The organism is Methylomonas sp. 2BW1-5-20, assembly GCF_052474515.1.
In genome coordinates this window covers 843,366-856,210 of record NZ_CP184127.1, presented here as the reverse complement: position 1 = coordinate 856,210, position 12,845 = coordinate 843,366, and the positions used below count along the sequence as shown (strand labels likewise).

The following is a 12,845-nucleotide window of genomic DNA, read 5'->3' as shown; positions in this document are numbered from 1 at the left end:
AAAATGGGCTATTTTACCAGACTTTAATCGACGATCATTTACAGTAATGTGTCACCGGCATTCCGGCCGATAAAGAACTGACATTCAATAACCCCCCATATGCTTACATCACCCCCCACCACAGAACAAATTTATCCGATCTTTTACAGCTTCCGCCGCTGCCCTTATGCAATGCGGGCACGCTTGGCCATTGCCGTATCGGGGCTAAGTATCGCGCTCAGAGAAATCGAGCTTAGTAATAAACCAGAAGCGATGCTAAACGTTTCGCCAAAAGGCACAGTGCCGGTGCTGTTGTTGCCCAACGGTCAAGTCATCGAACAAAGTATGGATATTATGTATTGGGCCTTGGCGCAACACGATCCAAAAGATTGGCTTGGACAAACATCTGAAGACGCGAAGCAACTAATCGAACGGAACGACGGCGAATTCAAATACTATTTAGACCGTTACAAATATGCGGACCGCTATCCGGAACAAACGCCAGCCGATTATCGTCAACAAGGCGAGGTGTTTTTAACCAAGCTGGAAACCCGTTTGCAGCGGACCCGATTCTTATGCGGCGATAGTTTTGGCTTGGCCGATGCCGCCATTGCGCCGTTTATCCGCCAGTTTGCCGCAGTAGATAACGCTTGGTTTGCAAACTCACCTTACCCGGCTTTGCAACATTGGTTGGACAACTTTTTAACATCCAATCTGTTCGCAGCGGTTATGCGAAAATACCTGCCCTGGAAAGCTGACGACCCGTTAGTCCTTTTCGGGAACGAGGCAGGCCTCGTACCATTTAAATAGGTGTCCGACATGTTAAAAATCTACAAAAAAACCATCCGCATTGACGGTTCCGGAACGCATCCCCGCCTTGAGTCGCCTCCGCAAAGCAAGCTGTCAAGTCTACTGGCCATTCCAGCGATGATTGCCGGCGCGATATTGGGCACAGTGGTATTTTCGGCGTTCTTTGCCTTACTGCTGATTCCGTTAGCGATAATCGGTATCAGAGGCTGGTGGTTGCTGCGAAAACTTAAAAATGCACAAGTAGGCGACCAAAGTCTGGAGGCCGAGTACACCGTGGTCTCGGATACCTCAAAAAACCAAAAACCAACTAAGGAATAGCGTTTCGGTAAACACAAAAAAAAGCCCCCACCTTGAGCAGGATGGGGGCTGTAGAATGTGGAGCATTTACAACGAGGAGGTACTACGAAACACTTAAATCCTGACAGGTTTGGCAACATCCAGATTGCTGAATAATGACGCCGCGCCGAATAACATAGTGGAAAGAACGAACTGTCCTGACATAAAACTAAAGATGCCAACAGTGAAAAACAGTCCGGTAACGATGTCTCTGTACAGGTTGTCTGACTTGTTCATTTTTTCCGCCTTGACTGGGTTACAGTCGATTTAATGAAGACGGTTTAACTATAAGCCTTTGTAATTTATTTACAATAAGGCATTTATAAGATGATTTGTTTCTTATTTTGAAACAAAAAACTTTCTTGCTTCCGCCGCAACCCCAAGCCGCTGTCGTTTAAGCGTGCGGCCGAGTTGAACGGGGCGGCATTTCAGGCGTAAGCTGTTCACTTAACATTGGGGAGGATACCGCCATGAGCCACCATTTAAACCTGTTGCGCGCTATATTCCAGGATCCGGTTAGCGGTAATATCCATTGGCGGGAAATAGAATCCCTGCTGCATCACCTGGGAGCCGATATGCAACCCAGCCATGGCGCTCGCTTTCATGTGACCCTGAATAATATTGAAGGCGTGCTGCATCATCCGCATCACAGCGGTATTTGCAATAAACAAGAAATCAAACATCTGCGCGAATACCTGGCAAGCGCCGGCATCAGCCCGTCGTCGTATGAAGAACAACGAAATAAACCGCATTAACTCAAAGCCGGCGTTACCGTGTTAAACGGCTAGGATCGACATTGCCAATAGCAAGGATTGGATAGAACGACGAATGAAATGGATTGCAAAAAGCCTGCTGTCGACTGTGTTGCTACTAGCGTTATTGCTTGGACTGGCTCTGTTTCTGGCAATTGACAACACGCCGAAATTACAAACCCGAGCCGACCTGACGCCCGAACAAATTGCCCGAGGCAAACTGATTTTTCGGCAAAACGATCCGCGCAGCCTAAAGTCCGGCGCTATCGCCAGAGTCGGATTAGATCAACAGGAACTGGACCTGGCGATCAATTATCTGGCCAATCAATACGCCAACGGCGTGGCGGGCTTACGGATCGACGAAGACCGTGCCCTCATTGAAGCCACTCTGCACTTGCCGGCCAATCCCCTGGGCGGATACCTCAATCTGACGATGGAACTTAGGCAGTCAGCAGGTTTGCCAAAAGTAGATCACATGTCAGTCGGCAAACTTTGGATTCCCGGGATGCTGGCCAAACCTTTGCTGAATTTGCTGCTCGATACCATACAACCGGCGGCGGACCGGCAGGCCTTCGCCAACATCGTCAAACACGTGCAATTTCAACCGCGGCGCCTGACGGTCACTTATCGTTGGCAGGCGGATTTACCGCGCAAACTGCGCGGCGCTTTGCTGACGCCGGAAGATCAACTGCGCCTGGAGGCATATCAGCGGTATTTAGCCGAACTAAGCCAGACAGATAAAAAAAGCGCAAGTCTGACAGATTACAGCAAACCGCTATTTAAACTGGCGCTACAAAGGAGCGCCAGCGGCGACCCAATAGCGGAGAACCGGGCACTGATCCTGGTGCTAACGCTTTACGTCAATCAACAGCGTCTCATGAAAATCGTCCCGGAATCCCGTTTCTGGCCGCACCCCATTTGGCGGCAGATAACGCTGAACGGTCGCGACGACCTGACCAAACATTATCTGGTTTCGGCGATGCTGGCGGCCTATTCCGGCACGCCATTAGCGGATGCGGTGGGCTTGTTTAAGGAAATTGAAGATTCGCGCGGCGGCAGCGGCTTTTCGTTTAACGACCTAGCCGCCGACCGCACCGGCACCCGCATGGGAGAACAAGCCGTCGCCAACCCGGCACTGGCGCGGAAAATACAATCAATATTGGCCAGCGCCGATGAACATCAAATGATGCCGACCACAGCCGATTTACCGGAGTCGCTACCCGAAGCCGAGTTTATCCGCAGCTTCGGCGGCACCGACGGCGAAGCCTACAAACAACTGATGCAAGACATCGAAAACCGCATCGCCTTATTACCCGTTAACCGGAATTGATCCGAGCGTCAATCCGGAACCGACCCGCCGCGAATCGCTCGGCGCTTCCCGGCTATGACGTGCGCAATCGCCCCGCTCACGCTAGCAACACAAGCAACGCGCGTTTAACGGCCTTGGTTGTCGGCAAAGGTCTGCGCCAGCAACTCCGAAAGTTGTTCGGCAGCCATCGGCTTACCGAACAAATAACCCTGCGCTTCATCGCAGTCGTTTTGTAATAAATACTGTGCCTGCTGCTCGGTTTCCACACCTTCCGCGATGACTTTGAATTTCAGGATTTTGGCGATAGAAATGATCACCAGCACAATCGCGGCGGCATCGGCATCGTGCAAAATATTGGCGACGAACGAGCGATCGATTTTCAGTTTATCGAACGCAAACTGCTTGAGTTGATTGAGGCTGGAATAGCCGGTGCCGAAATCGTCTATCGAAATTTGCAGGCCAGCCTCCCTCAGTTTGGCCAGAATATCGCGCTTCCGTTCCGGATTGCGGATGAACAAGCTTTCCGTCAGTTCCAATTCCAGCGCTTCGGCGGGTAAACCGGATTCATTGACGATAGCAGTCACTTGCGCGACAAAATCTTCCTGATCCAATTGGCGCGCCGACACATTGACGGCCATCGTGAACGGCGAATAGCCGCTCTGCCGCCAAATCCGGGCCTGACGGCAGGACTCGCGCAACACCCAAGCCCCTATCGCCTCGATCAGGCCGATTTCTTCGGCTACAGGGATAAATTGATCCGGTGGAATCAAGCCCAATTCGGGATGCCGCCAACGTATCAAAGCCTCGGCACCGACAACCCGCCCGGAATCCAGATCGATTTGCGGCTGATAATGCAGGAAGAACTCGCCGCGCTGCAACGCACGGCGCAAATCACTTTCCAGACGCAGCTTGGCCGACACGGCAAACTCCATGCTGTCTTCGTAAAAGCAGTAAGTATTACCTTGCTCCTTGGCACGGTACATGGCGGTATCGGCGTGTTTGATCAGCAAACCGCTATCTGCGCCGTCGGCGGGATATAAGGAAATGCCGATACTGGAGCTGATATAAAACTCCTGCCCCATCAATCCGAACGGATGAGCGATCGCGATGCGGATTTTATCAGCCACATTAGCAGCGACTTGTGGGCTAGCGATGTTTTCCAGCAATAAGGTAAATTCGTCGCCGCCAAACCGGGAGACCAGGTCTTCCCGCCGCACACAGCCTTGAATCCGTTCCGCCGCAGCTTTCAACAACTGGTCACCGACATCATGCCCCAAGGTGTCGTTAGTGAGTTTGAACCGATCCAGATCCAGGAATAACACGGCATGCAGCGGATTTTGCGCCGTGCCGCTCTCGATCACCGAGTTCAGTCTTTGCATGAACTGCGTGCGATTGGCCAGATTAGTCAAGGCGTCGTGGAACGCCAAACGATTCAGGGTGCGTTGAGTTTGGCTGGCTTCCAGCAAATGCGCGATACGCTTGCGCAATACCGCGAAATGAATCGGCTTGGGAATGTAATCGTTGGCGCCTATCGAAAACGCCAATTCCACCGATTGTTCGTTTTCCAAAGCCGTGATCATCAATATCGGCACGTCGGCGCCGTGCGGCAAGGCCCGGATTTTCCGGCAGGCTTCGAAGCCGTCCATTTCCGGCATCATGGCATCCATCAAGATCAAATCGGCCATCTGCCGCTCGCACAGGGTTACGGCCTGCCAACCGTTACCCGCCAAATCGACCCGATAACCGTCTTTCTCCAGGACATCTTGCAAGGCAAAACGCATCGCTCTATCGTCGTCGGCCAGCAGTATTCGCGGACTCGATTGCGTAACCCGTTCAACGACGCTTGCCGTGCCAACCTCCAATGTCAGGAGTTGTTCGATAAACCGGTATTCGTCGCGCAACTGCTGCAGTAAAGCCTCGCCGTTCTCGATTTGGCCTAGCGCCGCCTGCTGTTCCAGTTGCCGGGCAATGGTCGCCAACTTTTCCGCGCCGAGGTTGCGACTGGCACCTTTCAGGCCGTGGGCCGCTTCGCGTAATAAAAGACGATTGTCGATGGCGAGCGCCGCGCCGATTTGCTCGATTTGCGCCGGCGCATCTTCCAGATAGTAACCAACCATCGTCACGAAACCCTGGCCGATTTCATCGCGTAATTGCTGTAAAACCGCATTATCCAGCGTCCCTAGCGCATGCTCCGGCTGTACGGATATACCGACGGCATGCGGCCGGCCTTCGAACCAACTCAGCAGTTTTTCCCGTAAAGGTTTCAATTTGATCGGCTTGGCCAGATAGTCGTCCATTCCGGCCGCCAGACATAAATCGCTGTCGCCCTGCTGAGCATTGGCGGTCATCGCCACGATCGGCACCCGGCATATAGGCTCCGGCAGTGCCCTGATGCGGCGGGTGGCTTCGAAACCATCCATGTTCGGCATATGGCAATCCATCAGGATCAAATCGAAAGCCTGCTGGGTCAAGCAGGTCAAGGCCTCCTCCCCGGAACCGGCGATTTCGTAACTGCAACCCAACCGATCCAGCATGCCCCCGGCCACCATCTGACTGGCCCGGTTGTCTTCGACGATCAGCACTCGCCGGCCCATCGCGGCGGTTGGCTCAGCTTCGCCTTCCAAGCCGGATCCGGGCGCGTGATAATCTTGCCCCGCCGTCAATATGAAATCATATAATTTGGATACTTGTACTGGCGTCTCCAATTGCGCGGCGACGTTCGCCAAGCGCGATAGACCGGTGGTGGCACCGGGCTCGGACAACAAAATAATTTTGACTGCCGCCAAATCCGGATCGGAAATAATCATATCGACCCAAGCGCTGTCGTCGACATTTTTCAGATCGATGATGGCAAATTGATAAGCCTGCCCCTGATCGTGGGCGGAGCGCAACATATCCACGGCCTTGATACCGTAGCCACTGTGACGGTATTGGATTTTCCAGCGTTCCAGGCTTTGCGTCAGGAATTGCCGCATTTTGTCGTTTTCGGTAACCACCAAGATCCGCAGATTGGCAAAGTATGCTTGCCGAGCCTCGGAAAATCCATGGTTACCGAGAGGCGGAGCGAACGGTACGGTAAACCAGAACGAACTGCCTACCCCTTCCCGACTGTGAACGCCGATTTGCCCCCCCATCAATTGCACCAACTGTCGGCAAATCGCCAGCCCCAGGCCGGCACCCTCGTAATGGCGGCTCATAGAGCCGTCGGCCTGGACAAAAGCATCGAAAATGCTGGCCTGCACCGCATCGGGTATACCCATACCGGTATCGGTAACGCAAAAACGCAATTGCAGAGGATCGCTTGCGGCCGCGTCTGCGGTTACGTCGATAGCGATGCTGCCTCGATCGGTAAACTTCAACGCATTGCCGACCAGATTGATCAATACCTGCCGCACCCTGGAGGCTTCGCCGTTCAATACCAGCGGAATATCGTCGGCTATCGAATAACGCAGTTGCAGATTTTTCCGGTGCGCCTGGCCGGACATCAACTCGACTACTTCATCCAACGTCTCGTAGAGTACAAAATCGACCGGTTGCCGCTTCATCATGCCGGATTCGATGCGAGAGAAATCCAGAATATCTTCGATCAACTTCAATAACGCCTCACCGGCATTGCGCGCCACCATCGAATATTCCAGCTGCTTGGGCGTCAAACCCATGTCTTGCAACAATTCCAGCATACCTAGCACCGCGTTCAAGGGGGTACGCAATTCGTGGCTGACATTGGCGGCAAATTCGCCTTTCAGCCGCGCCGATTCCAATGCAGTATCGCGAGCGCGTTCCAACTGCTTCTCCCGGGTCTCCAGCACCGCCATCATGGTATTGAAGGCTTCACCCATTTCGGTAATATCGCGCGGTCCGCTTAATTCGGCCCGGACGTTTTTTTCACCCGCGGAGGCTTTACCCATCCGCAAGGCCAACTGCTTGATCGGTAAAGTCAACCGGCGCGACATCACCAATAAAAACAACAAGAACAAGGCTGCGGAGCCGCTGGAAACGATCAGCGTGGAAAGGCGAATTTGATCCTTCAACAGATTTAAGGATTGTTTGCCCTGCACTAAGCGCACATAACCCAGCAACTCGGGCTCCGGCATACGCTCTTCGAACGGTGAAGCCTCTTGTTCTTCGGTTTTGCGTGCGAACACCGGCGCGGCAAAATACCAAGCCCGCTCGTTCTCCTGAACCAGTTCCACGGCGCCTGGCCAATACGCCTGGCCCGTAGGGTCAGGCATGGCCTGATCGCCACGCTCGAACAAGGGTATATGATCGGGATTGAAAATAGCCACGCCACGCACATCGGGAAACGCCAGAAATCGCCGGGCAGGCTCTTCGGCGTTTTCCCGGCTGGCATATAACAGGGCCAAGGCACTTTGAGCCGCGAAAGCTTCGCTGGTCTGCAACCCTTGGGCTATCCACTTGTCGCGTACGATATGATAGGAAAGCGTGGAAATAGCAAATGCCGACAGCACCGAAACCACCGCCAACCCGAAACAAAATGTTACGGTCAACTGTTGTAGAAAACTCACCCCTTTGAACCGGGGCCATCGCCAACGCTTCATATCCCTTATGGCACCGGGAAAACCATGGCAAATTCCCGGCGTGTCTGGTTGGAAAAGCGCAGTCCCAAGTGTTCCGCGGTGCGTAAATTCACGGCTACTAGTAAATCCTGCAATAGCTGCACCGATTCGGATTTTCCGCCCGCTTGTAGTTGTTGCTTGGCCAAACCGGCCAAGCTGCGGCCCATGCCGAAATTGTCCGGATACAGCGAAAATAACGCGCCTTTACGGACATGGTCGAGATTGCTGGAGAACACCACGAAGTTTTTTTCCCAAGCTTCGCGCAGCACTTCCGGCAGCAGGGCTTGCTCGTCCATAGCAGCGTTTTCGCGCGGCAGCCACAAAGCGATGGAATTGTCTTTGACTTCTAACAGAATCTGCCGGAACAGTTCGGACGAATCGTGTAAATTGCCGGTCGGCTGCGCCACCAGCGTCAGGCCGCGCTCGCTGGCGGTGCGCTCGGCATGCCCGATCTCCCAGGCCGTTTGCCGGGGATCGTAGATGACGGTCACCTTTTTTACCTCCGGCACCAATTTTTTCAAACGGTCGAACATGGCTTCCGGGGCCGGCGTCAGGCTGATACCGGCCAAGCCTTGCACTTCGTCCGGGCGCATCATGGTCGCACCGATCACCACCGGAAACTCGGCGGCTACCGCTTTAGCCACGGCCAGACCGGCCCGGCCCAGGGTTACCACCACATCGACCCGGTCGTTTTTCAGATCGCTTAGCAATTTTTGGGTGGAATTATCCCGTTCGCTCAACAGGTAATGACCAACCGGTTGACCCAACTCCTGTTCCATGCCGCGCGCAATCTCCATGAAAACCGAACGGTAAGGTTCGCGCACATCCGGATAAACGATGGCGACGCTGGGCGTTTGCGCCCAAGCGCCGCCGCCAATCGGCCACAGCAAGCAGAAAACCAGCCCTAGCTGAAAAAATAGTCGAGAGAACAAAATTACTCCTGAATCATTTGTATAAGCGCAACACAGTCACCGGCAACCCGGCTAAAAATTAATACTGACTTCGCCGTAAAAGCTGCGTGGCGCCAGCGGCAAATCGTTGGGGATGGCCGCCGGATTACCGGCGAGGCTGGGCTCACGCGCGCTGACATCGAACAGATTGCGCACCGAAAAGGCCACTTCAATATGCTTGGCCAAATTTTGCCGACGTAACGTAACGTCCACCCAAGTGTAATCGGCAACGGGCTTACGCGAATCGCCAAAGCTACGATCACGGCCCACAATCCATTTCGCTTGCGGACTAAGTTGCCAGTCAGGCAGAAACTGCCAATTCAAGCGCAGGTAAACCTGATGATGCGGGGCGTAGCCGCTATCCCGATCCAGTGCCTGATCGCGGCTACGTTGATAGGCGTAATTGCCGACAATTTTCAACGTGTCCGCAGCCTGCCATTCCGCTTCCAGTTCGGTGCCGTAGCCTTGCTGAGTCCCGGTATTTTGCGCCGTCGAGGTGGTGGTATTGGCATCCGGTACGAAACGGATGATATCCTTCCACCAAAAGTTAAAGAAATTCAAACCCAGGCGCAGACTTTCCGCCGGCCGATAGTCGAAACCCAGTTCGATATTTTCCATGGTTTCCGGACGCAAGGCAGCATTGCCGAGTTGCGCCGGGTTATTGATAATGTACATTTCCTGAAACGACGGCGCCCGAAACGCCGAGCCATACATCAATTTGGCGGTCAAATCGTAGCGGGCCTCCCAGATCAATGCCGCGCGCGGATTGAAGGTATTGCCGAAGTCCGAATAGCGGTCGTAACGAGCGCCGGCAGTCAAACTCCAGTCGTTGGCGAAGTTCCACTGATCCTGCAAAAACAGATAGGCCACTTTCCGATCCACCTCGGGGATAAACGTCGAGGCGGTGCCGGAAACGTCGGTCAACGGGATGCCCGGCAGCGACGGTATCGGCGTGCCGGTGGCGGGATCGATGCCGAAATTCTGGCTGACCCGCGCCTTGAACAGGCTGTCGTAATTAAAGCCCATGCCGCTACGCAACTGATGTTGTTGAAAACCGTTGTAAGCGAACGCTTGGCTGATGCGGACATGGCGCTCCCACACTTCGGGATTGCCGATGTAACCGTTCGGAAACGTCACCGGCGCGCCGGCGCCGATCTGGCCGTTGGCACCGATCGGTAAAGTAGTCCCGGCTGGAAACAGCGTTAGATTACGCTCGATTTCCTGGCTGGATTCGAAATAACTGACCTGCGTGGTCAAATCCCAGTTTTCGATTTCGTCATTGTGATAGGTCAAATCGGCGTTCCAGCGGTCGCCGGCATAGCGGTTGACCGGATCCAAGGCCTGGGCGACGCCGGAGCCGTTGCCGAAATCGCTACGGTGTTGCAATCCGCCGCGAAACCGCCAATTGCCGCGCGACAAATCCAGCCGGGCATCGAGATTATCGCGCGACATATTCAGCGGCCCCGGCGCCAGCGAGACACTGGTCCCCAGCAAGCGGTCGAACTGGCTTTGCAGGTCGGCATCGACGATGGCGTCCTGGCCGGCGGTTTTGTGGTATTCAAATGCCAACGCAACGTCGAAGCCGGCCCATTCGCCGCCATGCAAGCCCCAGCCGTCGTAAGTGTCGAAGCTGCCGACCCGTCCGCCAAGCTCGGTACCTTCGATATCCTGTTTCGTTTTGGTGATGACATTGATCACGCCGGCGAAGGCATCGGCGCCGTAGACTGCGGACCCCGGTCCGCGCACCACTTCGATACGAGCGATGTCGCGGATCGGCATACCGCCCCAAACCTCGCTACGGCTGCCGGTATAAGAATTGGTGATCGGAATGCCGTTGACCATCATCAGCACTTGCTGATTGAACTGCGAAAAAATACCGCGAAAGGTATAGATAGGGTTGTAGCCGATGGTGTTGCGTTCGACATGCAAGCCCGGCACGGTTTCCAGCACTTCATCGATGTCTGTGGCACCGATCTGCTTGATATCGGCGGCGGTAATCACAGTGGCGATAGACGGTGCCTTGGAAATCGGTTGTTTGTAACCGCTGGCGATACTGACCATTTCCTCGGTGCCGTAGATTTGCGAAAGGGCTCTTTCTTCTTCCTCCGGAGAAACCGGTTGCGCTTGAGCCGCGGCGCCTATCAGACAGCCGCAACAAGTAAGAAGCAACGGGCGGAACATCATGGCTAACTCCTGTTTCGAATTGTAGTTATAGGAGGATTACGCATTAACCCTGCGGGCTAGTCTTGCTAGAGAATAGCAAGCTGCGCGCAGCGTTTGTTAAATTTCAGCCCTTCATTTAATTCAGATCAAATCTTGCGGGTTTTCCGGGACAGTGCATAGGATAGCAGAGGCCAAAAAATCCGGGCTATCGTTAGGGGTAATGTGAGGCACTATCGCTTGATCAACAAAATCGCGATAACACAGGCCAAAATGAAGGCCACACCTTTCCAGAACGCCGCCGGGTTACGTTCCAGCAAAGCCGGCCCGGTATTAGTCAAGAATGCCGGATTGGGGTGGCGTAAATCGAAGATAAACTCGGACAGGTCTTCGTAGCGTTTATGCGGATCGGGATGCGCGGCCTTGCGGAGCGTGTCGTCGATCCAGCCCGGAATATCCCGGTTACGGTACAAGGTAGCGTCGTAGCTGAGTTTGTTTTGCGCGGCCCTGGATTTGCATTTGGCCACTTCCGCGCCGTAAGGCAGTTTGCCGGTCAGCATTTGATAAGCAATCACCGCCAAGGAAAACTGCTCGGAACGCACCGAGCCCGGCTCGCCCAGAAAATACTCCGGCGCGGTATATTGCGCGGTACCGAGAATTTGATCGTGACCGAGGGGAATACCCATTTCCATCACCCCCGCCACGCGCGTCGAACCAAAATCGATGATTTTCACCGTGCCGGTGCCGTCTATCATGATGTTGTCCGGCCGCAGATCCTGATGCAGCATTTCCAAGCGATGAAAACCCCGCAAGCCCTTAGCGATTTGTTCGACGATGCCGCGCACAGTTTCCAGATCCGGCTGCGGATGATCGATCATCCATTGTTTCAGGGTCTGACCGTCGATGAACTCCGTGGCAACATACAGAAAATTGCGTTTGCGGGTCTGCGCGCACGGCTTTAATACATGCGGGTTGTTGATGCGCCGGGCAATCCAGTCTTCCATCAGAAAGCGCTCCAGATAGGCCGGATCGCCGCGCAAGTCGATGGACGGGGTTTTAATCGCCACCTGCGCCTGGGTCTCGCTGTCCACCGCCAGATAAATATGGCTACGGCTGCTGGCGTGTAACTGCCGGACAATAATGTAACCGTCGAACACCATCCTGGCTTCCAACTGCGGCGGGAACGGCAAGTCGGTTAAAGACTGATACAGTTCGTTGGCACTGGGTAGCGGCAGCTGGTCGATGCGCACAATTTGTATCGTCAGATTGTCGCCGCTGCCATTTTCGTAGGCCGCCTGGACGATGGCTTTTGCCGCGTCGTCCAGATCATCGCCGGCCTGGCGGATGGTTTGGGTCACAAAACGAGAGTCGACATATTCGTAAACGCCATCAGTCGCCAATACGAACATATCGCCCAAGCTGACATTTAAGGCTTGATAATCGATTTCCAGACGCGAATCCATGCCCATCGCTCGACTCAGGTAACTGTTCTGCTGAGAAATCCACAAACGGTGATCGTGGGTCAGTTGCTCCAGATCGTCGCCATGTACCCGATATATCCGCGTGTCGCCGACATGGAACAGATGCGCGGTGGTGGATTTGAGCACCAGCGCGCTAAGGGTGCAAACATAGCCACGATCCATGTCGTAACAATCGCGGCTTTGCCGGGTTTGCGCGTACAACCAGGAGTTGGTGGCGGTCAACACCCGCTGCACCGACTTCTTCACCGACCAGGCTTCCGAGGTACAAAAATAATCCGCCAAAAAGCCGGTCACCGCCGCCTGGCTGGCAATGTGGCTGACTTCGCTGCTGCTGATGCCGTCGGCCAAGGCTACTGCAATACCTTTGGCGCTTAACTGCGGTTCCTTGGCGATATAAACGCCGTGAAAATCCTGATTCAGCGCCTTGCGGCCCTTATCGGAGTATTGACCGACGGCAACGCTTAATTGACCGGACATGGTCTACGGCAAGC

Annotated in this window: 9 protein-coding genes; 4 read left to right on the top strand and 5 right to left on the bottom strand. The window is 54.3% G+C overall.

Translation table 11 applies throughout. From position 1 onward, the window contains the following. The first annotated feature begins 99 nt into the window (after nucleotides 1-99). On the top strand, nucleotides 100-789 hold the full coding sequence (locus ACH50O_RS03925; RefSeq protein WP_446810735.1) for a glutathione S-transferase: 690 nt from the start codon (nucleotides 100-102) through the stop codon (nucleotides 787-789). Nucleotides 790-798: 9 nt separating this feature from the next. Continuing rightward, nucleotides 799-1,107 carry a hypothetical protein gene (locus ACH50O_RS03920; protein WP_446810734.1) on the top strand — a complete coding sequence of 103 codons (309 nt, stop codon included), beginning with the start codon at nucleotides 799-801 and terminating at the stop codon, nucleotides 1,105-1,107. Between the two features lie 93 nt (nucleotides 1,108-1,200). Here ACH50O_RS03920 and ACH50O_RS03915 read toward each other — a convergent pair whose 3' ends face one another. Then, nucleotides 1,201-1,362 (bottom strand): hypothetical protein, encoded by a 162-nt coding sequence (locus ACH50O_RS03915; RefSeq protein WP_446810733.1) that lies wholly within the window; start codon nucleotides 1,360-1,362, stop codon nucleotides 1,201-1,203. Nucleotides 1,363-1,595: 233 nt separating this feature from the next. Here ACH50O_RS03915 and ACH50O_RS03910 point away from each other — a divergent pair, with 233 nt between their 5' ends. Next, nucleotides 1,596-1,880, top strand: coding sequence for a type II toxin-antitoxin system HicA family toxin (locus ACH50O_RS03910; protein WP_446810732.1), 285 nt, complete (start codon nucleotides 1,596-1,598; stop codon nucleotides 1,878-1,880). Between the two features lie 73 nt (nucleotides 1,881-1,953). Further along, nucleotides 1,954-3,207 (top strand): hypothetical protein, encoded by a 1,254-nt coding sequence (locus ACH50O_RS03905; protein WP_446810731.1) that lies wholly within the window; start codon nucleotides 1,954-1,956, stop codon nucleotides 3,205-3,207. A 104-nt stretch (nucleotides 3,208-3,311) separates the two neighbouring features. Here ACH50O_RS03905 and ACH50O_RS03900 read toward each other — a convergent pair whose 3' ends face one another. From ACH50O_RS03900 to ACH50O_RS03885, 4 genes are all read right to left on the bottom strand, one after another. Beyond that, nucleotides 3,312-7,712: an EAL domain-containing protein gene (locus ACH50O_RS03900; RefSeq protein ID WP_446810730.1), complete on the bottom strand. Its 4,401-nt coding sequence runs from the start codon at nucleotides 7,710-7,712 to the stop codon at nucleotides 3,312-3,314. 38 nt (nucleotides 7,713-7,750) lie between these two features. Continuing rightward, a complete protein-coding gene (locus ACH50O_RS03895; protein ID WP_446810729.1) occupies nucleotides 7,751-8,695 on the bottom strand; it encodes an ABC transporter substrate-binding protein in 945 nt (314 codons plus the stop codon). A 51-nt stretch (nucleotides 8,696-8,746) separates the two neighbouring features. Further along, nucleotides 8,747-10,897: a TonB-dependent receptor plug domain-containing protein gene (locus ACH50O_RS03890; protein ID WP_446810728.1), complete on the bottom strand. Its 2,151-nt coding sequence runs from the start codon at nucleotides 10,895-10,897 to the stop codon at nucleotides 8,747-8,749. Nucleotides 10,898-11,106: 209 nt separating this feature from the next. Continuing rightward, nucleotides 11,107-12,831, bottom strand: a complete 1,725-nt coding sequence (locus tag ACH50O_RS03885; RefSeq protein ID WP_446810727.1) for a protein kinase domain-containing protein — start codon at nucleotides 12,829-12,831, stop codon at nucleotides 11,107-11,109. Between the last annotated feature and the right edge of the window lie 14 nt (nucleotides 12,832-12,845).

What these genes read in the sequence shown, in the direction of transcription:
- ACH50O_RS03890 (WP_446810728.1), bottom strand. Translation starts at nt 10,897, where the DNA reads ATGATGTTCCGCCCGTTGCTTCTTACTTGTTGCGGCTGTCTGATAGGC.
- ACH50O_RS03885 (WP_446810727.1), bottom strand. Translation starts at nt 12,831, where the DNA reads ATGTCCGGTCAATTAAGCGTTGCCGTCGGTCAATACTCCGATAAGGGC.
- ACH50O_RS03910 (WP_446810732.1), top strand. Translation starts at nt 1,596, where the DNA reads ATGAGCCACCATTTAAACCTGTTGCGCGCTATATTCCAGGATCCGGTT.
- ACH50O_RS03915 (WP_446810733.1), bottom strand. Translation starts at nt 1,362, where the DNA reads ATGAACAAGTCAGACAACCTGTACAGAGACATCGTTACCGGACTGTTT.
- ACH50O_RS03905 (WP_446810731.1), top strand. Translation starts at nt 1,954, where the DNA reads ATGAAATGGATTGCAAAAAGCCTGCTGTCGACTGTGTTGCTACTAGCG.
- ACH50O_RS03925 (WP_446810735.1), top strand. Translation starts at nt 100, where the DNA reads ATGCTTACATCACCCCCCACCACAGAACAAATTTATCCGATCTTTTAC.
- ACH50O_RS03920 (WP_446810734.1), top strand. Translation starts at nt 799, where the DNA reads ATGTTAAAAATCTACAAAAAAACCATCCGCATTGACGGTTCCGGAACG.